The sequence below is a fragment of the Paenibacillus periandrae genome, from assembly GCF_022458865.1.
Taxonomy (GTDB): Bacteria; Bacillota; Bacilli; order Paenibacillales; family NBRC-103111; genus Paenibacillus_S; species Paenibacillus_S periandrae.
On the sequence record NZ_JAJNMU010000007.1, the window covers coordinates 207,657 to 230,225 of the forward strand.

The window sequence follows — 22,569 nt, forward strand, 5'->3', positions numbered from 1 at the left end:
ATAATTACAGATAGTACCCCAAGCTCAGCCTATTTCTTGATGCTTTTTCTTGCTGCGATAATGAACAACAACCATCCCAATAAAAAAGCTACGCCGCCGAACGGCGTAATGATTCCAAGCATCGTAACTCCTGTCATGCTGAGTACGTACAGACTTCCCGAAAACAATATAATTCCGATCAGCATCGACCAGCCTGCCTTATTCAGACTGCTGTTATTCGGAATGTAGGCCGATGCGAATCCGATTAGGATTAATCCAAGCCCATGGTACATCTGATACTGGACACCGGTCTGAAAATTAGCAAGCATGTTAGGAGGTAATGCATCCTTCAGTGAATGTGCACCAAAAGCACCAAATAAAACAGACAACAAGGCGCAAATACAGCCAATAATCACAAAACGAGCATTCATTCCATAAGCCTCCACGTAATAATAGATTTACACCTCGCCAACATCATGCTGGCCAATAATTAATGTTCTTGGTTCGAGATATACGCGAGTTGTGGCAGGTTGAGTAATCAAATCAATTTCAATATCGACGATGCGAATGCGTTGTTTCTTACCCTCTCTTCTATCATAGACAACATCAAACTGTCTTAATCCCAATTCATTGGTAATCACGGAAGAGCCTACAGCAAGCGCAGACAGCTCAAAATCACCATGGTCAAATAATACCTCTGCCATAATTTCGTCGCTCATATCAACAATTTTTACAGACTGACTGATTGAATATTTCACTCAAACTCCCCCTTAGGCTCTGCTGATGCTTCAAAAATGTGAATTCGACATAATCCTCCTTAATTCCTGCTTATTCCAAAAAATTGTAGGACCATGTCCTATTCGCAGTAATATCACTTGTATAAAAGATAAAACCTGAGATATAATTTTTCGAATAACGGTTATGTGGGAGGGTCTTTCAGCTTATGAACAGGATTATTGAAATGAACGAGGTTAGCTATCGAAAAGATCAAAAGACGGTGCTTCATCATATCAATTGGCAGGTCAATCAAGGCGAGAATTGGGCGATTCTTGGTTTGAACGGCTCTGGTAAAACTACGCTGCTTAATCTGTTAAATGGCTACATGTGGCCTACCTCGGGAAGTATTCAAGTATTAGGGCATCAATTTGGCGATGTGGATGTCCGCGAGCTGCGCAAAACGATAGGCTGGGTAAGCTCTTCCTTGCAAGAGAAGCTGTATGGTTCGGATCGTACGCAATATGTTGTAATTAGCGGTAAGTACGCCTCCATCGGTTTATATGAAAATCCGACTGAGGAGGATTATGAAAAGGCCTTAGACTTGATGAAGCGGTTGGGCTGCAGCCATCTGGTAGACCGGACTTATCAAACCTGCTCGCAAGGTGAAAAGCAAAAGCTGCTCATAGCCAGGGCATTAATGGCCACGCCGGCTTTATTGATTTTGGACGAGGCATGCAACGGACTGGACTTCATATCAAGAGAGATGCTGCTTAATAGCATCACAGAGCTGGCTGCGCAGCCTGATGCCCCTCATCTCCTCTATGTCACCCATCATACGGAAGAAATACTGCCTCTTTTCAGTCATAGCTTGTTAATCCGCCGTGGAGAAGCTTTTATGCAGGGCAAAACTCGCGATGTGGTAACTGGTGCGAATCTATCTACTTTTTTTGAAACGCCTGTTGATGTACGCTGGCATCAGGATCGGCCTTGGCTGTCGGTTACTTAACCTAATATGACTCGGGTACCCTTCTCACAGAGCCAAATGAACTATTTAGCTCAGGTTTGTGCTATTATAGTAAGTATAACAGCTACTAAACTGGAAGTAAGGGGGAGTCTGATGAGCACAATTTCCGACAACAGCAAGGATACAGCCATAGAGCCGACAACCGTATCGTCCCTATGGAAGTCTTTAATGGAATTAAATCGTCAAGTTAAGCAAATGATTCAGCTTATGAGCATAGAGAGCGGTATTTCGTATTCCTCCGTCTGCCTTATTTTCAAACTGGAGCATGTTCCATCACTTAAAATGAACGATATTGCCGGTTTTTTGTCTATTACCGTAGGCGCAGCTACCAGTTTGGTCGACAAGCTCGAATCACAAGGCTGGATTGAGCGTATTCGTTCCGTGGAGGATCGGCGTATTATTAATGTGCGTCTGACTGAACAAGGCATCCGTCAGCTGACAGAAATCAGAGAGCAGTTCACAGCTCGGGGTGAGCATATTTTCACTGCCATTCCACAGGAGCAGCTCGCAGCCATGGAAAAAGAGCTTGGCAAAATCAATTCGATCATGAATCATTACAATCAAATATAACGCGAATTGCAAACGGACAAAATAACCCTCCCACTAATCATGACGTTGAAGGGTTATTTCGCTATAGCTGCTAAAATCCTCGGTATGGGCTATTGTACAGACCACGCTGCTTTGTTTCGATTAATTTGTCTTACATGTATATTCACATGGTTAATGAAGCCCTGAAACAAATCCGAGATCGTAATTTCCTTTTCTCCGTTCAATCCTTTTTTACTCCAGTCTTCCTCTGTCAATCGCTCATAAAACAACGCATTATAATGTAAAATTGCCTGAAAAGCGCTTAATATGTCTGCGATGGAGGTTTCATTGGCTCTGGAATCGGCCACCCAAGCATCCTGATCATAGAGCAGAAACAGTGGCAGCTGCGCGGAGCCTTCGGCCACGATCTTGCGTATGCGTATGGAATGCACCAGACTCGCGTCCACGAGATGAGCCGCTACCTCCTTGATGCTCCACTTGTCCGCTGCCGGCTTCCACTCCAGCTGACCTTCAGACAAGCCCTCAATCGTTTGTTGAATCAAGGCAGAGGTTGCCCGGAAATCATGAATAGAACGTATTGTGATCTCGCTCATCGTTATACTCCCCACTCCTCGAATAATTGGTCATTATGCTCTCCCTTAAGAGGAGGCTTGCGGTAAACCTGAAATTGATAGCCAGACAGCTTAACGGGATAGCCCACCGTCTTGGTCGTTGTGTTATTGGGCAGCTGAAGCTCATGCAGCAGACCCGAATCGGCAACTGCCTTGTCGTTCAAGATGTCGGCAAAATTATTGATTGGAGCGCACGGTACGCCTCTGCGGTCAAACTCGACCAGCCACGCTTCTGCCGTTCGGGTACTGAAAACCGGCTGTAGGATGGCAGCAAGCTCCTTTTGATTACGTGCCCGCAGGGCTTGACTGATGAACCTCGGGTCATCGGCGAGCGCCGACAAAGCTGTCGCTTCACACACCTCCCGCCACAGCTTATCATTGCCGGCAGCAATGACAAAAGGCTTGTCGCTGCCTTGATAGCCTTGATAAGGTGCGTTGCGGGGATGGGCGCTGCCCAGACGTATGGGCGCTACCTGATTGCCATAATATTCGCTCGTCTGCAAAGCAGATATGCCGAGCACGCTTGCCAGCATCGAGCAATCGATGTAGGCGCCCTGCCCGCTCCGCTCCGCCTGCAGGATCGCGGCGACAACCGAATAGGCGCCGTACAAGCCAGCGGCAAAATCAGCTACGGGTACGCCGCATTTTACCGGCTCCCCATGCTCCTCTCCCGTCACACTCATCAGGCCGCTGATCGCCTGGATCGTCACATCGAAAGCACCCTTTTGCGAGTAAGCACCTTCCTGTCCGTAGCCCGAGATCGAACAGTACACCAGCTTCGGATTGGACTGTGACAAGGAACTGTAATCCAGTCCAAATTTGCCCAATACGCCAGGTCGGAAATTTTCAACGATCACGTCCGCTTTGGCGCACAGCTTTCGAAGATTTGACAGCTGCTCTGGCGATTTAAAATCGATCACGATACTACGTTTATTGCGATTCAGAGAGCTAAAATTGGAGCTGTAGGCTTCACCCTCGTCATTTTCAAAAAAAGGCGGCCATTCCCTCATACTGTCTCCGATATCCGGCCGTTCCACTTTGACTACGTCCGCGCCCATATCGGCAAATAACATTCCGGCAAAAGGCCCTGCCGCAATCTGCCCGAATTCCAATACTTTAATGCCCGAAAGAGGTCCTTTCGTTAGCTGCGGCATGTAGGTCACCCCTTTGTCGAATTTAGCTTTCAGCTGTAGATCGGAGCCGGATTGTCATGTTTGGTGACGACATCCCGGTAAGTACCGGTTTGCACATCATGAATATGGCGTTCCTGCTTCCCTATATCTGTTCCATAAATGTGAACCGTAATTGCAATTTCATCAAAAGGGTTGGAAACACCATGTATATCATAATCCGGCGGATACACGAATGTGATGTCTCCTTTGTCTGCTTTTACCTCGGAAACCTCACGAATCGAATAACGGGGCTCGGCTGAGACACCGTGATCCTCACGCTTAAATCTTTTTTCGATTACCGATCCGCGGTACAAGCCTACCAGCCCCCAAACCAGATGGTCATGAACCGGCGCCGTCTGACCCGCCCCCCAGATGAAGGCAATGACGGAGAACGCTTCGTTATCGGGCTTGTACAGTAAATACTGGGCATATTTATTTGGCAAAGGCTCCTGGTATGCTGTCGGAATCAATTCTTCATGGGTCAACAACTTTTGCAGTAAAGGCCGAACCCCCTCGATGATATCGCGATATTCCCTTTTGGATTCCAGCACACTGCCGATCTCGTATTCCAACTGCTTCCAATCATAGATGCTGCTCATAAACCATCCTCCATTAGAAATCAATTTATTTGCCAAGAGCACTTCGCGCAAATTCAGGGTAAATCCGCTTCAGCTGCAAATTTACGGCCCCTCGCAGCTGTTCAAGCTCTTCTGCAGTTGGTTCCGCTGTTTCTGGTATCGGCACGCTAGTGATTCCAAGCTCAAATCCGGTTTGCGTCTGAACATAACGGGGCTCAATACCAGGCGCCGTATAGGAAAGCTGCAACCTCCCGCCCTCTTGGGCCGACGGCCTCATAATGCCTAGCGGTGTGAATACACCCTCCAATTGATTGTTCCGATTGACGTAAGGCTCCGAGCTTGCAGTCGAGGTGACAAAATCCAGCTTTTCAGGAAAGCCCTTGACGTTATGATCGGTTTTGAACAAGAATATGCGCTTACACATAAAATAAACAACCGCTGACCCGGCACCTCCAGGCAGTCGAACCTTAGGAGCGCTGTAATTCCCGATGACATGGAGATTGATATTGCCATAGGAATCAATTTGTGCGCCGCTCAAAAAAAATACATCAATCCCGCCGCGCTGCATCAAATTGAAAAATTCGTGTGTGCCCTCAAAGGGCCAATCCGGCTGTCCGAGAATGTACACTGTCGCATTGGGGGCATGGAGCGCTTGGGCCAGTAAAGCAGCAGCGGCTGGTACAGGGGAGTTATTCCCGACACCTATCGTCTCGTGATCCCTTAATTCACGAGCAAGATTACAAATCAATAGCTCATCCTGCGTGTAGCAGCGTGCATTCATCGTCTTACCTCCCGAAGGGATACGGCATTACGATCATCGTCATGATGGTGTGGATCGAATATGTAACGCTTCACATATTCGGCAAAGCCAGCTTCCGAACGAGACGCTTCCACATATGTGCGCACATGCTCACTATCAATCTCATACCTGCCAGGACAGCTGGTGGGGTATGCCCCATATGGGGTGTGCACAATCGCCGTTATAAATGCCGATGGAATTATCGAACCTTCCGCACGTCGCAGCTCCTCTGGCGATACGATCTCTTCAACGGAAACAATCGTCTGCCTGGACGCCTGAGCTAATATCCGGTTATTTTGCGAAGGATGGGCGATAACATTCCCTTCCGTATCCGCTAGATAGGCGTGAAACAAAGCGATATCCGGACGGATCGCAGGGACAATAGTGATCTGCTCCTGCTCGTCATAAGGATTGCTCATGATATGGAAATCAGGCCGGATACGCATATAATCCGTTCCGATCAATCCCCTTACAGGGATAAAAGGAATGCCCATCGCCCCCGCCTGTACAGCTGAAGCCAGCGAGGGGCAGGCGTGCTCGCAGCCTGACAGGGAGCCGTCCTCGAATCGGCGGCGAAAATGCGGTGCGAAGCCGAATTCCCCCAGAGAAACCTGTGAAAATTCGAGGCTTCGTGCGACACCCGCTCCGATCAGCAAGTCGGCATTAATCGCTGCCGCGCCAACGCAGATCACGGACAGGTCGTGCCTGCCAGCACGAATGAGCTCGCGGATCAGCGCCATTGGAGACATTTCCATATTGCCGCTGATCGCCAATATAATCCCATTTTTTACCATTTCAATTGCAATTTGTATGGATATAAATCGGGTCATCATATACCCCTTCCTTACTTCGATCTGTTGAATAGCTTACGTACCGCACTAAAGGTCTATACCGGATAATGGCAAGCGACCCAATGCCCCTGTCCGACCGTCCTCAACTCGGGCACCAGTTCTTTGCAGCGCGATGTCGCAGCCGGGCAGCGGGTATGAAACCGGCAGCCGGAAGGCGGGTTCGCCGGTGAAGGCATCTCACCCTCAAGCGGTACAAATACTCTTGTGCGGTTGGGGTCCGCAATTGGTATCGCTGACAGCAGTGCTTTTGTGTAATGATGGGCTGGCTGCTTGAACAACTCATCTGTAGGCGCAATCTCGACAAGCTTGCCGAGATACATCACCCCGATCCGGTCGGAAATATGACGAACGATATTAAGTCCGTGCGCAATAAACAAATAGGTCAGATTCAGACGCCCCTGCAGCTCCTGCATCAGATTGATCACTTGAGACTGAACCGAAACATCGAGCGCCGAGACTGCCTCATCCGCCAAAATAAATTTTGGATTAAGCGCAATCGCTCTCGCTATACCAATACGCTGGCGCTGCCCGCCGGAAAATTCATGCGGATGCCGGTCATACCAGCTCGGACTTAAGCCCACAAGCTGCATGACTTCCTCAACCTTCTGCCTCTTGGCTGCGCCCTTTAAGGAATCATGCACCCAGAGAGGTTCGCCGATAATATCGCCGACCTTCCAGCGCGGATTGATCGATCCGAAAGGGTCCTGGAACACAACCTGCATATCACGCCGTGTTTGCTTCAGCTCCTTGCCTCTCAGGCCAACCAAATCCTTGCCCTGAAACAGCACGCTGCCGCCCGTTGCCTTCTCCAGTTGAATCAAAACCCGGCCCAGCGTCGTTTTGCCGCAGCCGGACTCGCCGACAAGTCCGAATGTCTCACCTCGATTAATTTGAAAGGATACGTCATCCACAGCACGGATCGCTCCACGGTCCCGCTGAAACATGCCCCCGTTGATGGGAAAATATTTTTTGATCTGTTTGACCTCCAGCAGTGCTGGCGTATGCTCTCCAGAGGCTGCAAGCGCAGCCGCATTCCGATCTCTGCCTATGGCAAGCTCACCCTTAACGGTTGAATCCCAGTAAACCTCAGCCGCCATGTTATCCAATCTTTCGGCATGCCAGCAGGCAACCTCACGACCGTTGACCTTCAAAAGCGGCGGCTCCTCTGCGAGGCAGCGATCCGTCGCGTAGGGGCAGCGGGGGTGAAACCGGCAGCCGGAGGGCAGCTCGGACAAGCTCGGAATCGAGCCGCGAATCGTATACAGCCGTGTATTCCGGTCGTTATCCATAGCGACAATCGACTGCAGCAGTCCCTGCGTATACGGATGGGACGGGCTTTCGAACAGCTGGTGAACGGAAGCCTGCTCAACCACCTTCCCGGCATACATGACCACAATACGGTCCGCCATTTCGGCGGCAATCCCAAGGTCATGGGTGATCAGCAGGATGGACATGTTAAATTCGTCTTTCAGCTCGCGCAGCAAATTCAGAATTTGCGCCTGTATCGTTACATCCAGAGCGGTTGTCGGTTCATCGGCAATCAGCAGCTCCGGTCCGCAGGCCAAAGCCATGGCAATCATGGCGCGCTGACGCATCCCGCCTGACAGCTCGTACGGATACTGCTTCATGCGGATTTCCGGCTCCGGAATTCCTACCCTGCGCAGCAGTTGAGTCGCTTTTTCCTCGGCCGCAGCCTTACTGATCGTCTCATGGCGGAGAATCACCTCGATAATTTGAAAGCCGATGCTGAATACAGGGTCAAGCGCAGACATCGGCTCCTGAAAAATCATCGCGATTTTTTTGCCACGAAGCTCACTGATTTCTTTCTGTGACAGACCGATCAGGCTGCGACCGTTAAACTCAATATTACCGCCGGAGATTCTTCCGTTGTCATAATCAATCAGACGCATAATCGATAAAGAGGTAATCGTTTTACCGCTCCCCGATTCTCCGACAAGGCAAACAATTTCTCCGCTGCCGATTTGCAGATCGACCTTGTTAATCGCATTTAGCGAGCCTTTGGATGTCTGAAAATCGACCGAGAGCTGATGAAGTTCAAGAAGCTGTTTCATGTGCTATGCCCTGCCTTTCTTCGGATCCATCCGGTCGCGAAGGTCATCTCCGATCATGTTGACGACAACGACTAATATGGTAATGGCCAAGCCCGGAAAGGTAGCAATCCACCAGGCTACTGTCATATAGCTTCTTCCCTGTGAAAGCATATAGCCCCAATCGGGAATTTCCTTGATGACGCCCAGTCCCAGAAAGCTTAAGCCCGTTCCGACCAGAATGGAGCTGCCTACGCCAATCGTCATCATCACGAGCAGAGGTGAAAAGCAGTTCGGTAAGATGTGCCGGAACATGATCTCCAAATGAGACGTTCCAATCGACCGTGCCGCATCAATGAAGGGCCGATTACGAATGGTAATCACCTGGCTTCGCACGACTCTGGCTTTATTCGGAATGGAAGCGATACTGATGGCCAGAATCACGTTAAAAAAACTCGGACCCAACACGACCGCAATCACGATCGCAAACAAAATACCGGGAATCGTCATCATCACATCGTTGATACGCATGAATACCGAATCGACAACACCGCCGAAATAACCCGCAACCAGTCCTATGGCGGTACCTATCAAACCGCCGATCAGAACGGAAATGACTCCGATCATCAGCGACTGCCTGCTTCCATAAATGATCAGTGACCACACATCCCTGCCGAATTGATCAGTACCCAATATGTGAGAAAGGCTGGGCGCCTTCAATAATTCGTCCGTCAGCATGTCCGTGGGCGAATAAGGTGCAACCCACTGCGGAACAATCGCGAATATGACCAGCACAGCTAGAATGAATATGGAGAAACCTAGAAGCAGGTTGCTGAACGAAACCTTCCTGTACAAAGAAATCGGTGGCTGCTGCTTGATTCTATTCGGAGCCAGAGCTTCAGTCGTAACCGAGTTCATAAGCATGAAATAACTCCTCCCTTATTTTCTGATTTCGAGAGCATCCGTTATCGTGGCGTCTCCCTCGGCTAACTGCGCGATTTGCGCACCCGGGGATCCACATAGGAATACGAAATATCAACCAGCAAATTGACGAGAATCGTAATGACTGCCGTAATCAATACAGCTGCCTGAATGACCGGTATGTCCTTCTGGTTGATGGCATCAACGACCATTTTACCTAAGCCTTGCCTGGAAAAGACGGTTTCAGTGACTACAGCTCCAGAAAGCATATTGCCGACGATAATACCGAGTATCGTCAGTGCAGGCAGCAGCGCATTTCGCAGCACATGCTGGTAAAGAACCACCTTTTCGGAAAGCCCTTTGGCTCTGAGGGTGAGCACAAACTGTTCGCCGATAACCTCCAGCACACTGTTGCGAACCATACGGATCAGTGTCCCTGCACCTGAAATGCCTAATGCTATCGCCGGAAGAATCAACTGCTTAAAGCTGCCATTCCCAATCGCAGGCAATAATTGAAAATGTACCGAAAATATCAATATCAGCAAAATCGCTACCCAGAATGAGGGCATGGACACGCCAAGCAGGCTTACCAAGCGAATCACATAATCCATGAAACGATTCTTATATACAGCAGACAGGGTGCCGAGCACAACTCCAAATACAGCAGCGAACAGCGTGCTCAGCACAGCCAGCGACAGCGTTGCCGGCATCTGTGCAATCAATCGGTTCAGCACCGGCTGGCTGTTGGCGAACGAGGTTCCAAAATCTCCCTGGACACTGCTCCATATATACGATAAATACTGCTGCCATAGCGGACGGTCCAGTCCCAGCTGCTGTCTCAAAAATTCGATACGATCAGGTGCGGCATCGTCTCCGGCAAGCATCACCGCCGGGTCTCCCGGAAGCCAGTGGATGATCAGGAAAACCAGTGTCAACGTTCCCAGAATGACGGGAATCGACACGAGTAACCTTCTTACAATATAACCTGCCATATCCGCTTCACCTTCACTGATTTATTTTTGAATCCACGCATCATAGAACACAGGCCATGCCGGAGAATCAAAGGTAATCCCTTGGACTTCCTTTACGGTTGCAAAAGAATACTGGAACACATAGGTTGGGATCGAGTAGACATTTTTAATGATGTGCTGCTGTACCTTTTTGTAAATGTCTATCCGTTTGGACGTATCATTCTCCAACAAACCATCCTCCAGCAGCTGCTCCAGCTGAGGGTCATTCGTTCTTGTTGAATTATTTTTACCGGACGGCCCCTTGGTCGAATACAGCTGCCGTAGCACATTCGGATCTCCTGAAAACTGACTTCCGGCCAGCAAATCGTAATCGTTCTTCAGACTGCGCTCCGAATACGTTCCTGACGGAAGCGAGATCAGCTTGAGCTCGATTCCTGCAAGCTTCAGCTGTTGGGTCAGGATGGCTAGCAAATCCAATCGCTTCTCGCGATTGCCCTGCGTATCAAGGAATTCAATGATCAGCTTCTTGCCGTCTTTGACGCGATAGCCATCAGCACCTTTAATCCAGCCTAAGGATTCCAACGTTTCGTTAGCGCTTTTCAGGTCATACTTCCATGATTTCTCCAACGACGCATCATAACCGAAGGTTTGGGGCGACAGTGGGGACCATGCCTGCTTGGAGGTTCCCAGATAAATCGTCTTGATGGCAGAATCCAGATCAAGCGCCGAGCGTACGGCCTCTCTCACCTTCAGATTGTTCCACGGCTCCCTCGTCTGGTTAAAATACAACTGGTGATTCGCTTGAATCAATTCCGTTTCCAGGACGTTGAAATTTTTGTCAGCTTTCAAGGCGACCAGATTTTGCGGAGGGATGATGTCAGCCGCTTGTGCTTGCTTGCTTTGCAGAACGCTAACCCGTGTCGACTCTTCCTCCACATATTTGATGGTGATTTTGTCCAAATAAGCCGGACCTTGATGTTTGGCGTTCGCTGGACCCCAGTTATAATCCGGGTTTTTGACCAACTCGACCTGCGAGCTTGGGGTAAGTACCGATAGCTTGAACGGTCCGGTGCCAACCGGATTTTGCGGATATTTGTCTCCAAATTTTTTAACGGCTGCCGGAGATACAAATCCCAGGTCAACTTTGGCGGCATTTATCAGAAACGGCGCATACGGCGTAGCGAAATTAATTTTGGCCGTAAACTCATCGATGACATCGGTTGATACATAAGGTCCGATTTCATTAATGGATATCGACGCTTTTGTAGCTGGATCCTTGATGCGATCAAAATTAAACTTGACGGCTTCCGCATTAAACGGTGTGCCATCGTGAAACTTCACATCCTTGCGAAGCTTGAAGGTGTAGCTTTTCTTATCCTCGGAGATTTGCCACGATTCAGCCAGCCATGGTTGGATCGAATGATCGGGCAACTCCACAACCAGACTGTCATACAAAGACCTCATGACGCGTGTAGTCGGGGCAAAGCCAGCTTTATGTGCATCCAGGCTGTCATTGGATACCGTTCCTGCCAATGCCCATACGAGCTCACCGCCAGGTGTTACCTTCCCGGGCTCTGCCGCTGCCTGGCTGCCTTTGCCGGCATCCGAATTGCTGCAGGCCGATATCAGAATAGACATGCTGAGTATAAATGCGGTGAGCTGAAGTAGCGATTTGTTCTGTTTGTTCATAAATTCCCTCCGGTATAAATGCATTAGCCTATGGACTATCGTCTACACAGTGACTTTCTGTATAAGGTTGCGGTTAACCGGAAATGACAAACCAAGATGGTTGCGCAGCGTGTCTCCATCGTAGTCATCGCGGAACAGTCCCCGTTCCTGCAGGATCGGCACAACCAGCTCTACAAAATCCTGCAAGCTGCTTGGAAGCGCAGAACTAATAATAAAGCCGTCTGCAGCGCCCTCCTCGAACCAGCGCTGCACCGTATCAGCTACCTTATCCGGTGTGCCAACAAAGCTGCTTCTTGGCGTTGCGAACCGCAGTGCCGTCTGGCGAAGTGTCAGCTTCTCTTCTTTCGCAATTCGTTTAATCCGGTCCGTTGCACTGCGGTAGCTGTTGCTGCCGAGATCGCCAAGCTCCGGAAAGGGTTCATCCAGCGGATACTGTGTGAAATCGTGGTATGTGAATGGACGCCCAAGCTGTATCAACGCATCCTCCAGATTGACACGGCCGATAATTTCCTGAAATTTACTTTCAGCTTCCTCCTGCGTCCACCCAATAACCGGTCCTATGCCAGGAAATACAAGAATTTCCTCGGAGGCTCGCCCTAATGCCGCAGCTCTCTGCTTGATATCCGCATAAAAGGCCTTCGCTTCTTCGATATTTTCATGGCCTGTAAAAATCGCATCCGCGCTTTTGGCGGCTAAATCCCGTCCTGTGCTTGAACCACCAGCCTGAAAAATAACCGGCTGTCCCTGCCTGGAGCGAGCAATGTTAAGCGGGCCCTTGACTGAGAAGAACTCGCCCTTATGGTTCAAGGTGTGCAGCTTGCTTTTATCAAAAAATTCGCCCGTTTCCTTATTGCGCACAAAAGCGTCATCTTCCCATGAATCCCACAAGCCTCTGACGACCTCAAGATGCTCCTCTGCCCTTTTATAGCGAACCTCATGATCGAAGTGCTCGGTTTTGCTGTAATTTTGGGCTGCGCCCTCCAGTCCGGTCGTAACCACGTTCCAACCAGCACGGCCCTGACTGATATGGTCCAATGAAGCGAACTGCCGGGCTACCGTAAATGGCTCTGTAAAGGAGGCAGTCAGTGTGCCCACCAATCCGATCTGTGAAGTCACTGCGGCAAGCGCTGATAACACCGTCAGCGGTTCAAGCCGATTCAGGTAGTGTGGTGCCGAGCCTTCGGTAATATAGGGACTATCGACAATAAACACGAAATCGAATTTGCCGGCTTCAGCCTTTTGCGCGATTTTCTTAAAATGCGCAAAGCTGACACTTTCATCTCCATTCAGATCAGGATGCTTCCAGCCATGCTTGGAAGTGCCTACACCAGTTATCGTTGCGCCAAGTCTTATTTTTCTTGAATGAGCCATATGTGTACCTCCTAAAAGTTTTTATAGAAAGCTTGCATTCATGATTATGGGGTCACACTCACTTTACTGTAACGATTCACAGGAACCTGCAGACCCAGATGACCGCGCAGGGTATCATGCTCATATTCCGTGCGGAACAGCCCACGCTCCTGCAAAATGGGTATTACCAGCTCAACAAAGTCCTTCAAGGCACCTGTTGTCCCTGTCCCTACTATAAAACCATCCGCTGCTCCTTCCTCGAACCATTTCTGGATCGAATCCGCCACCTGCTCCGGTGTTCCGATAAATTCGCCTCTCGGAGTCGAGAACAGCAGCGCGGTCTGGCGCAGTGTCAGATTCTGCTCCTTGGCTGTTCTTTTGATCCGTTCAGAGCTGCCCTGTTGGCTGTTGGCACCGTGCTCTCCCAGATCTGGGAATGGCTCGTCGAGTGGATAAACCGAAAAATCATGATCGTTAAACGGTCGTCCGAGCGCTATTAATGCATTCTCTATCGTCACCAGATTCGCATAGATCTGGTACTTTTGCTCTGCTTCCTCCCGGGTACGTCCGATAATCGGTCGTATGTTCGGAATAATCGAAATATCGTCAGCCGATCTCCCAAAGGCAATCGCACGTTTTTTTAGATCCTTATAATACTGCTGTGTTTCTTCAAAGGATTGATGACCCGCGTATACGATATCTGCATTTTTCGCTGCAAAATTTCTTCCGTCCTCCGAGGTTCCGGCCTGCAGAATCGGGGGTTGGCCCTGCTTCGATCTGGATATGTTAAGCGGACCCTTCACCGAGAAGAACTCACCTTTATGATTCAAGGTATGCAGCTTGCTTTTATCAAAAAATTCGCCGGTTTCCTTATTCCGCACAAATGCGTCATCCTCCCACGAATCCCACAAGCCCTTCACAACCTCCAAATATTCCTCAGCGAGCCTGTAGCGGACATCATGATCCAGGTGCTTCTCTTTACTGTAGTTGCTGGCGCTTCCCTCCAGCCAGGAGGTCACAATATTCCAGCCGGCCCGGCCGTGGCTGATATGGTCCAACGAAGCAAACTGCCGAGCTACCGTAAACGGCTCACTGTAGCTGACCGTTAAGGTGCCTACAACTCCGATTTTGTCCGTAACCGCAGCGAGCGCAGACAGAATCGTCAAGGGCTCGAAGCGATTCAGGTAATGCGGACTGGAATTTTCCGTAATGTAGACACTATCGGCAACAAACAGAAAATCGAATTTGCCCGCTTCCGCCTGTTTGGCCTGCTGCTTGTAAAATTCAAAATTAATACTGCCGTCGCTGGACGCTTCGGGATGCCTCCAATCCCACCAGCTGGCGCCTGCTCCATGCAGCTGGGCACCCAATTTCAACTTTCTCTGATTTGCCATATAGATAACCTCCAGGTTGGATTGACTTTATGAGCAGCAACAAGTTAAACCGATATGCCGGCTTTGGCCTTCGTATTGCGGTTAACCGGAACCTCAAGTCCCAAATTCCCGCGCAGCGTGTCCTGATCATATTCAGAGCGGTACAATCCACGTTCCTGCAAAATCGGCACGACCAGCTCTACAAAATCCTTCAAGCCGCTGGGAATAGCCGAGCTGACAATGAAACCGTCAGATGCTTCCTCCTCAATCCACTGCTGGATCGTATCCGCTACCTTTTCAGGCGTCCCGACAAAGGTCGATCTTGGCGTTGCCAGCCTGAGCGCAACCTGACGCAGCGTCAAATTTCCTTCTTTGGCAATTCGTTTAATTTTTTGCGAGCCGCCCTGCTGGCTGTTGTTGCCCAAGTCGCCCAAATCCGGAAACGGCTCATCCAGCGGATATACCGAGAAATCGTGATCGTTAAAGGGTCGTCCCAGTGAAATTATCGCATCTTCGATGTTAACAAGATTCAGCTTCTGCTGGAATTTGCGTTCCGCCTCTTCCTCCGTGCGACCGACAATAGGACCGATCCCCGGTAAAATCGAAACATCATCCGCAGACCGTCCAAAAGCAACGACTCTACGTTTCAAATCCTTGTAGTATGCCTTGGCTTCTTCAATATTTTCGTGTCCTGCAAAAATGGCATCCGCCTTTTGGGCAGCAAAGTTTCTTCCGTCATCAGACGTTCCCGCCTGGAAAATAACCGGTTGTCCCTGCTTCGAGCGGGCAATATTGAGCGGACCCTTTACAGAGAAAAACTCTCCCTTGTGATTGAGGGTGTGCAGCTTGCTTTTATCGAAAAATTCGCCGGTTTCTTTATTGCGAACGAACGCGTCATCCTCCCACGAATCCCACAAGCCCTGTACAACCTCCAAATGCTCTTTGGCCAGCCGATAGCGTGTTTCATGAGAAGGATGCTCGGTTTTACTGTAATTATCCGCACTTCCCGACAGCCAGGAGGTGACGACATTCCAACCTGCCCTTCCATGGCTGATATGATCCAGAGAGGCGAACTGTCTGGCTACCGTGAATGGCTCACTGTAGCTTGCGGTTAATGTGGCAACCAGCCCGATATGATCTGTGACTGCCGCCAAAGCGGACAAAATCGTCAACGGTTCAAAACGATTGATATAATGCGGACTTGATTTTTCATTAATTGATACACTATCCGCAATAAAGGCAAAATCGAATTTACCTGCCTCAGCAATCTGTGCCTGCTCCTTATAAAAGCCGAAATTTACACTGGCGTCCGAAAGCGCATCGGGATGCCGCCAATCCGCCCATCCACCTCCAACTCCATGAATCATTGCACCCAGCTTTAATTTCTTGTGTTTCGTCATTTGAATACCTCCCAATTTTGTTTTGCATTTAAATAATAACTATTCCGATTGAATTACTATTAATTTATACAAATCATACCTCATCCTCTTTTTATTGTAAAATCGAAATATCTGATGCTTTTATTCACTTTTTATGAACTACGATAAAGCCTAAGTTGATATTAAAGTATTCCTGTTGGTTTAATTAAATATATTCTTTAGATATATATACAGAACAATTATGATTTTGTACAATTGAAAAAAAAGAACTGTTCATTCACTAATTTTGAAGTATCCGTAAAGGAGAAACCCGACATGGACTTGCGTACCATTAAAACATTTCAAACCATTGTCAAGCTGGGCAGCTTTCAACGAGCAGCGGATGAACTGCAGTATGGCCAATCCACAATCACTATGCATATTCAAAAACTGGAGATGGATCTTGGCGTCAAGCTGCTGGAACGTGGTAAAAAGCTTCGATTGACAGAAGCCGGGCGGTTGTTTCATGAAAAATCGGATTTGCTGCTCAAGGATTATGCTTTTCTGAGTAATACGATGAACGAGTTTATTAAGGGTGAGACCGGTGTGATCCGTTTCGGCGCCATGGAGCCAACAGCCAGCTATCGGCTCCCGCAAATATTGGGTCCGTTCCTGCAGCAGTATCCCAAGGTACAGATCAGCATCCAGATCGGGAACACCACGGTTCTGAGCCAGATGCTCGCTGATGATGAAATCGATTTGGCTATTTGCACAACTCCCGAAAGCGGTCTTAGCAGCACCTTCGAGCCTTTGTTCATAGAGGAGCTTGGACTGCTCATACCCGAAAATCACAGCCTCGCCGGTAAGGAACATATCTATCTTCACGATCTTCAAAATGAAACCTTGTTAATCACGACCTCCGTCTGCCCCTATCGCAAAAAGCTGGAAAGCTGCTTGCTCGAAAAGGGTGGCAGTCCTTACACTGGGATGGAGATAGGGAATATGGCCGCGCTCAAGTATTATGTGCAGGCTAATTTCGGGGTCGCCGTCGTACCGCTGATTACCGTTCTTCCCCCGCCTGCTGGAACCGTACTCAAGAACATTCAGGATCTGGACTCAGGACTGGTAACGGGCATTTTGAAAAAGCAGGAGGGGTCGTTATTCAGCTCTGCTGTTGAGAAGCTGCTCGATGCGCTGAAGGTGGGGCTGTTGGCGGTTTAGGCAGTAAACCAAAAATGCAGCCTGTCTCTCTGGGAGACCGACTGCATTCTTGGTATGCAAAATTTCAAGCCGATGACTAGCTGTTGGCTCGCTGCCGTCCTGCCTCGTGGGCCTCGACAATCCGATCCATCAGTTCATTCCAGGCTGTGTCCACGGTGCATTTCTCCGGGTGTCCTTCGAACCATTCTACCGTCCGTTTGATCCCCTCATGAAAAGGAACCGTTGCCACAAAACCAGGAACGAACCGTTTGATTTTACTGTTATCAAATACACTGCTTACTGCTTTATCACCCAGCAGACCACCGACACTATCAGGCGAGAATGCCGTTATAAATTCAGAGGAAATATTCGCAATATCCGGCTTAACTCCTGCTGCTGCCCCGATGGCTCTAGTGATTTGATTCCAATCCAGCACCTCGTCGGAGGTAATATGGAAGGCATGTCCGATTGCTTTAGGATTGCCTAATAATCCAACAAAGCCTTTGGCAAAATCCGTGTTATGCGTCATCGTCCAAAGAGATGTTCCATCTCCGTGTACGACGATTTTTTTGCCTTTGCGCATCCGGTCCACGAGAGACCATGGGTGGCTCCAGCTGTTCAATGCGGACGGAATCATCGTATCTCCATATGTATAAGACGGACGTACAATTGTCATCGGGAAACTCTCATTGCGATATGCATTCATCAGCAATTCCTCACAAGCAATTTTATCCCGAGAATACTGCCAGAATGGATTGGCAAGCGGTGTCGATTCCGTCACCAGGTACTGGGTGGCAGGCTTCTGATAAGCCGAGGCCGAGCTGATAAATATGTATTGGGATGTTTTTCCTTTGAACAGCTCTACATCAACTTGAACATGCTCGGGAGTAAACGCAATCCAGTCTACAACAACATCAAACTCAAATGGCTTTAACGCCTCCGCCGTGGCTGCTGCATCCCGAATATCTGCCTTGATCACATGAGCACCTTCCGGGACAAAATCATTCCGCTGCCCGCGGTTTAACAGATATAAATCGAAACCTTTTTCCACGGTCAGCTTCGAAACGGCCTGGCTGATTAATCCCGTACCTCCAATAAACAAAACCTTCATGTTCGTTTTCCCTCCTTAAAGCTTCCTTTAGGAAGCTTGCATCGTAAGCATTTGCCTAAGCTTCCTAAAGGAAGCTTGCTTCGTAAGCATTGCTTAAGCTTCCTTTAGGAAGCTTGCATCGTAAGCGTTTACCGAGCTTCCTTAAGAAGCTGCAATGTGTATGACGTTCAAAATAATAATAACATATGCAGGTCCACTTGAAGTAAAAGAGTGCTAAACCTATTTTATTATACAGGATTGCAATGTCAAATTTATATACAAATCATACCAAAAGCAGCCCCTCTACCGAATTTCGGTCTGGGACTGCTTTTGGTATATCCTCAATTAAATAGCGATCTTCAAACTGCCTTTGCTCCTCCTAAGGGATCAAAATTGCTTTTATGCACGGATCGCCCTTCTCCATCATTTCAAAGCCTTCCCGCCACTGCTCCAGACTGAGCTTGTGCGTGACCACCCCGTCCGTAGGCAGCTTTCCATTGCCAATCCATTCAATAACCGACTCATAGCAATAAGGGCTTAAGTGGGCGCCGTAAATATTCAATTCCTTGGAATCCCCTATAATGCTCCAATCGACTGTTACGAGATCCTTGAACACGCTAAACTCTACGAAGGTTCCCAGCTTGCGCACGATTTCCAGTCCCTGCTTGACGCTGGCCGGATGCCCTGTAGCCTCAATATAAATATCACAGCCATAACCGTCCGTCATACTCATGATTATTTCTTTTACATTTTCTTTGGATGGATTGATCGTGATATCAGCGCCAAACGCTTTGGCCAGCTCCAATCGATCATCCTTCATATCGAGAACAACGAGCTTTTTGGGGTTTCTCAGCTTAATTGCCCCGATCATGCCAAGTCCCAGGGTTCCTGTTCCTGCCAGCACCACAATATCTTCATTACCGATATTCGCCCGATCAACGCAATGCTTGGAGCAGGCATACGGCTCTATAAGGACTGCTTTTTCAATCGGGATTTCCTTCGGAATCGTATAATTGATCGCTTGCTTCGGAAATTTCATATATTCAGCCATGGCGCCATTGACATGGGTTTGAAAGCCATAAATGTCGTGCCTTTGGCACATCCAGTATTTGCCCGTATTACAATATCGGCAGTCCCAGCAGGGCACAATCTGCTCGGAAATGACCCGATCTCCTACTTGAAAATCACCCTTTACACCTGGCCCCATACTTACGATATGGCCGACAAATTCATGGCCTGGTATTGCTGGGGTTTGAATATAAGACGGATTGCCGTCACCACCCCAAATTTTGGGTGCACCGAGAAAGGTTTTGACATCGCTGGCACAAATGCCGCAGGCCTCTACCTTGATCACAATCTCCCCTTCGCCCGCTGTAGGCACATCAACCGTTTCAAGCCTGTAGTCACCTATTCCATAGACGACCAGTGCTTTCATTTTCTCAGGAATTTGGGTCTGCTCCAATTGTATTTCCTCCAGTTTGTAGGGTAGTTAATAATTGAAATCGGTTAAACGTATATTAGACCGGCTCACGGGACTGACTCTCCAAATAACTGATAATCATTTGTTGACCTATCTCCAAATGGCTCTCCAGCAGCTGGATAGCCTCATCCGCCTTACCCGCTAGTAGCGATTTCGTTATTTCCGCATGGCTATGCACAACAAAGCTGATATCCCCGTAGGTCCCCGTCGTCATTTCTATTAAAGCACTCGTCAAGCCTTTGATCATCAGCCACATATTGAGCAGCGTACGGTTGCTTGCGGCTTTCACGATTTGATAATGATATTCGATATCCAGTCGAATCGTATCTGATTTGGAAGTGCTTGCTTCCATTGCTTGCTGGACTTTCTGCACAACGGATAAATCATGATGGTTTCCCTGTTTAATCAAGCTGCGAATCGCCAAAGCTTCCAGCATACATCGAAGCTGAAATAAATCCTTTACATCCTGCTTGCCATATCCCTTTACCAACGTTCGGCCGTTTCCGGGAGTTTCAGTCAACCCTTCGTTCTCAAGCAGGTGGATCGCCTCTCGAATGGGCCCCCTGCTTACAGAAAACTCTTTCGATAACTGTGCTTCACTAAGATGAAATCCCTTTGGATATTCACCTAGCAATATTCGGGTTCGCAAATAGCTGGCAACCTTTTCCGATAAAGCTTCCTTATGAATCATCATGTTACTCACTCCTACGGAAAGCTGTTGCTAATCGCTTAACAGAAACGATATTTGTTGACTGCCTCTTCATCTATTCCCACACTCGGGCCAACTCCTTGCTGAGGAGTACCGAGCCGTTCTTAGGCAATCTAATCACCTCATGTATAAGCCGCCGTTGATATCCAATGTAGCTCCAGTAATGTGACTGGCTGATACATCACTTAAAAATAATATGCTTTGCACCACATCCGCTATTTCACCGAGTCGGCCATCCGGTGTTTTGGAAATCATGCCTGCCACACCCTGCTGAGTAAAATCAGCAATCATATCGGTCTTGAACGGCCCGGGAGAAACGGCATTCACACTAATTCCATAGCGGGAATACAAAGCAGCAAAGGACTTGGTCAAAGCCACTACTCCAGCCTTGGAGGCTCCGTACGGCGGGCTGACCAGCGTTCCACCGTTATACGCGCTGATCGAGCTGACATTAACAATACGGCCATAACCCCGCTTTTTCATATACTCCGCGGCAGCCTGGCAGGCGAAAAAGGTCCCTTTTACATTGACATCCATCACTAGATCCCATAGCTCATTGTCCACATCGACTGCCGCTACTGCAGAGCATACTCCGGCTGCATTGATCAGTACATCGATTCTCTGCGCCTCACGTTCAATCATCTGCAGCCATTCCTTCAGCCTGGTCGTGTCTCTGACGTCAACTGAAGAAACATCGAAGCTGTCGCGCTTGTAGGTCTGCGACAGCTTTTCTCTGGCCTGTAACAGATTGTCATCATTGATTCCACAGCTGTATACCTTGGCTCCGCTTTGAATGAAGCATTCAGTTAAAGCGTATCCTAAACCACTTGTCCCACCCGTAATGACAACAACCTGCTTTTCAAAATTCCATGTGATCATCGGCACTGTCCTCCTTGGGATTACCGCATCCAGTCTCTTAACGAGTGGCTCACCGACATGAACTCCATCCTAATCGGCAAACCCTAAAGTATGCGCTTACAAATTAGGCTTCAAAGCAACGAATGGAATCATCAAGGCCTCTCTTGAGGTATTGGCCACGCAGGCGGTCGGCATATCCTGATAGAAAAGAAGCAACAAAGGAGCGGCCGACAAAATCTGCTTTTGTAAATGCAACATTATTTGATAACTGTTAACAGTTTACTTTAATTGAATTATAAACGACCCTCTTCCGTTCGGCAAGAGGGTCTCTTGTGCTCCAATCAGCATGCCTGACAGCACAGCACAGCAAAAACCCCTTTTGCATGGATCGCAAAAGGGGCAGTCGCTTACAACGTTTCAACCTCTACCGTTTCAATATAAGGCAAGCTTTTCATTTCATAATAAACCTCCGAGGCAAATTTCTTTTCCACAAGAAGAATAAAATTCAATTCCTGCTGCTCGGCGCTCAATTCTTTGATATGAATATTGTTCATCTTATAGTGCTTAGCGATAATCAGCTTGATAATACTGGTCAAGTCACCTTCATGCTGTACAACAAGCTTGATACGAAGCTCTTTTAAGGTCAAATTTTTGGGCCCTATCTTTTTAATAAAAAACGGAACGGCCACAACGCTCGCCAGGATGAGCAGCATGCCAAATATGGCCTCAATATAAAAACCGGCCCCTACAGCTATCCCCAAGCCGCTGGCTCCCCAAATCATAGCTGCAGTCGTCAAGCCAACGATGACGTCGTTTGATTTTCGAAGAATAACACCGGCTCCCAGGAAACCAATCCCGCTCACAACCTGAGCAGCCAAACGCATCGGGTCCATGACGTGAAGTCCGGCTATCGCATATTTGTTCGCTGACTCAATAGAAACAATCGTTAACAAGCAGCTGCTTAGGCAAATAACCAACGAGGTTTTCAAGCCCAATGGCTTGTTGCGAATCTCCCGTTCGACACCAATAACCATGCCCAAAATAGCCGATATGCCCAGCTTCATTAAAATTTCAAGCTCAAACCAACCAATTTCCATCATACATCCACCCTCTAATCACGATCACCGCTCTGGTGAATATTATCGCCTGCCAGACGGAATTGCTCTATTATAGCAAATAAAACCTGACATTGAATAGTCAGCAGCAATTAGATGAATAAGTGGCTGCATGACTCATTTCGCT

Annotated in this window: 22 protein-coding genes; 3 read left to right on the plus strand and 19 right to left on the minus strand. The window is 48.5% G+C overall.

All coding sequences use genetic code 11. The features are described from left to right. Positions 1 to 29 precede the first annotated feature (29 nt). Both LRL21_RS13520 and LRL21_RS13525 read right to left on the minus strand, forming a co-directional pair. Positions 30 to 410, minus strand: a complete 381-nt coding sequence (locus LRL21_RS13520) for a DUF423 domain-containing protein (protein ID WP_240416304.1) — start codon at positions 408 to 410, stop codon at positions 30 to 32. A 27-nt stretch (positions 411 to 437) separates the two neighbouring features. Next, positions 438 to 737, minus strand: coding sequence for a hypothetical protein (locus LRL21_RS13525; RefSeq protein ID WP_240416305.1), 300 nt, complete (start codon positions 735 to 737; stop codon positions 438 to 440). 185 nt (positions 738 to 922) lie between these two features. Here LRL21_RS13525 and LRL21_RS13530 point away from each other — a divergent pair, with 185 nt between their 5' ends. Then, positions 923 to 1,702 (plus strand): ABC transporter ATP-binding protein, encoded by a 780-nt coding sequence (locus tag LRL21_RS13530; protein ID WP_240416306.1) that lies wholly within the window; start codon positions 923 to 925, stop codon positions 1,700 to 1,702. Between the two features lie 111 nt (positions 1,703 to 1,813). Next, a complete protein-coding gene (locus LRL21_RS13535) occupies positions 1,814 to 2,290 on the plus strand; it encodes a MarR family winged helix-turn-helix transcriptional regulator (protein WP_240416307.1) in 477 nt (158 codons plus the stop codon). Positions 2,291 to 2,379: 89 nt separating this feature from the next. Here LRL21_RS13535 and LRL21_RS13540 read toward each other — a convergent pair whose 3' ends face one another. The 12 genes from LRL21_RS13540 to LRL21_RS13600 all read right to left on the minus strand — a co-directional run bounded on the left by LRL21_RS13540 (position 2,380) and on the right by LRL21_RS13600 (position 16,032). Further along, positions 2,380 to 2,862, minus strand: a complete 483-nt coding sequence (locus LRL21_RS13540) for a DinB family protein (RefSeq protein ID WP_240416308.1) — start codon at positions 2,860 to 2,862, stop codon at positions 2,380 to 2,382. A 2-nt stretch (positions 2,863 to 2,864) separates the two neighbouring features. Then, positions 2,865 to 4,034 (minus strand): CaiB/BaiF CoA transferase family protein, encoded by a 1,170-nt coding sequence (locus tag LRL21_RS13545; protein WP_240416309.1) that lies wholly within the window; start codon positions 4,032 to 4,034, stop codon positions 2,865 to 2,867. 29 nt (positions 4,035 to 4,063) lie between these two features. Beyond that, positions 4,064 to 4,651 (minus strand): cysteine dioxygenase family protein, encoded by a 588-nt coding sequence (locus LRL21_RS13550; protein WP_240416310.1) that lies wholly within the window; start codon positions 4,649 to 4,651, stop codon positions 4,064 to 4,066. A 25-nt stretch (positions 4,652 to 4,676) separates the two neighbouring features. After that, a complete protein-coding gene (locus LRL21_RS13555) occupies positions 4,677 to 5,411 on the minus strand; it encodes a CoA-transferase (RefSeq protein WP_240416311.1) in 735 nt (244 codons plus the stop codon). After that, a complete protein-coding gene (locus LRL21_RS13560) occupies positions 5,408 to 6,262 on the minus strand; it encodes a CoA transferase subunit A (RefSeq protein WP_240416312.1) in 855 nt (284 codons plus the stop codon). Before LRL21_RS13560 ends, LRL21_RS13555 begins: the two co-directional genes overlap by 4 nt. A 53-nt stretch (positions 6,263 to 6,315) precedes the next feature. Further along, positions 6,316 to 8,352, minus strand: coding sequence for an ABC transporter ATP-binding protein (locus LRL21_RS45650; RefSeq protein WP_275900724.1), 2,037 nt, complete (start codon positions 8,350 to 8,352; stop codon positions 6,316 to 6,318). 3 nt (positions 8,353 to 8,355) lie between these two features. Next, the gene (locus LRL21_RS13575) at positions 8,356 to 9,252 is read right to left on the minus strand and encodes an ABC transporter permease (RefSeq protein WP_240416313.1); all 897 of its coding nucleotides are present in this window, start codon (positions 9,250 to 9,252) and stop codon (positions 8,356 to 8,358) included. 62 nt (positions 9,253 to 9,314) lie between these two features. After that, the gene (locus LRL21_RS13580; protein ID WP_240416314.1) at positions 9,315 to 10,241 is read right to left on the minus strand and encodes an ABC transporter permease; all 927 of its coding nucleotides are present in this window, start codon (positions 10,239 to 10,241) and stop codon (positions 9,315 to 9,317) included. Between the two features lie 21 nt (positions 10,242 to 10,262). Beyond that, on the minus strand, positions 10,263 to 11,909 hold the full coding sequence (locus LRL21_RS13585) for an ABC transporter substrate-binding protein (protein WP_240416315.1): 1,647 nt from the start codon (positions 11,907 to 11,909) through the stop codon (positions 10,263 to 10,265). Between the two features lie 42 nt (positions 11,910 to 11,951). Beyond that, the gene (locus tag LRL21_RS13590; protein WP_240416316.1) at positions 11,952 to 13,280 is read right to left on the minus strand and encodes an LLM class flavin-dependent oxidoreductase; all 1,329 of its coding nucleotides are present in this window, start codon (positions 13,278 to 13,280) and stop codon (positions 11,952 to 11,954) included. Between the two features lie 44 nt (positions 13,281 to 13,324). Continuing rightward, positions 13,325 to 14,653 carry an LLM class flavin-dependent oxidoreductase gene (locus LRL21_RS13595; protein WP_240416317.1) on the minus strand — a complete coding sequence of 443 codons (1,329 nt, stop codon included), beginning with the start codon at positions 14,651 to 14,653 and terminating at the stop codon, positions 13,325 to 13,327. 44 nt (positions 14,654 to 14,697) lie between these two features. Beyond that, complete coding sequence (locus LRL21_RS13600) at positions 14,698 to 16,032, minus strand: LLM class flavin-dependent oxidoreductase (protein ID WP_240416318.1); 1,335 nt, start codon at positions 16,030 to 16,032, stop codon at positions 14,698 to 14,700. Positions 16,033 to 16,326: 294 nt separating this feature from the next. Here LRL21_RS13600 and LRL21_RS13605 point away from each other — a divergent pair, with 294 nt between their 5' ends. After that, the gene (locus LRL21_RS13605; protein WP_240416319.1) at positions 16,327 to 17,211 is read left to right on the plus strand and encodes a LysR family transcriptional regulator; all 885 of its coding nucleotides are present in this window, start codon (positions 16,327 to 16,329) and stop codon (positions 17,209 to 17,211) included. Between the two features lie 76 nt (positions 17,212 to 17,287). On the opposite strand, the gene LRL21_RS13610 is transcribed toward LRL21_RS13605, so the two are convergent. The 5 genes from LRL21_RS13610 to LRL21_RS13630 all read right to left on the minus strand — a co-directional run bounded on the left by LRL21_RS13610 (position 17,288) and on the right by LRL21_RS13630 (position 22,427). Beyond that, a complete protein-coding gene (locus tag LRL21_RS13610) occupies positions 17,288 to 18,301 on the minus strand; it encodes an SDR family oxidoreductase (RefSeq protein WP_240416320.1) in 1,014 nt (337 codons plus the stop codon). A gap of 358 nt (positions 18,302 to 18,659) precedes the next feature. Further along, on the minus strand, positions 18,660 to 19,715 hold the full coding sequence (locus LRL21_RS13615; protein ID WP_240416453.1) for an alcohol dehydrogenase catalytic domain-containing protein: 1,056 nt from the start codon (positions 19,713 to 19,715) through the stop codon (positions 18,660 to 18,662). Between the two features lie 82 nt (positions 19,716 to 19,797). Then, positions 19,798 to 20,454 (minus strand): GntR family transcriptional regulator, encoded by a 657-nt coding sequence (locus LRL21_RS13620; RefSeq protein ID WP_240416321.1) that lies wholly within the window; start codon positions 20,452 to 20,454, stop codon positions 19,798 to 19,800. A 132-nt stretch (positions 20,455 to 20,586) separates the two neighbouring features. After that, a complete protein-coding gene (locus tag LRL21_RS13625; protein ID WP_240416322.1) occupies positions 20,587 to 21,348 on the minus strand; it encodes an SDR family NAD(P)-dependent oxidoreductase in 762 nt (253 codons plus the stop codon). A 386-nt stretch (positions 21,349 to 21,734) separates the two neighbouring features. After that, the gene (locus LRL21_RS13630; protein ID WP_240416323.1) at positions 21,735 to 22,427 is read right to left on the minus strand and encodes an MgtC/SapB family protein; all 693 of its coding nucleotides are present in this window, start codon (positions 22,425 to 22,427) and stop codon (positions 21,735 to 21,737) included. Positions 22,428 to 22,569: the final 142 nt, after the last annotated feature.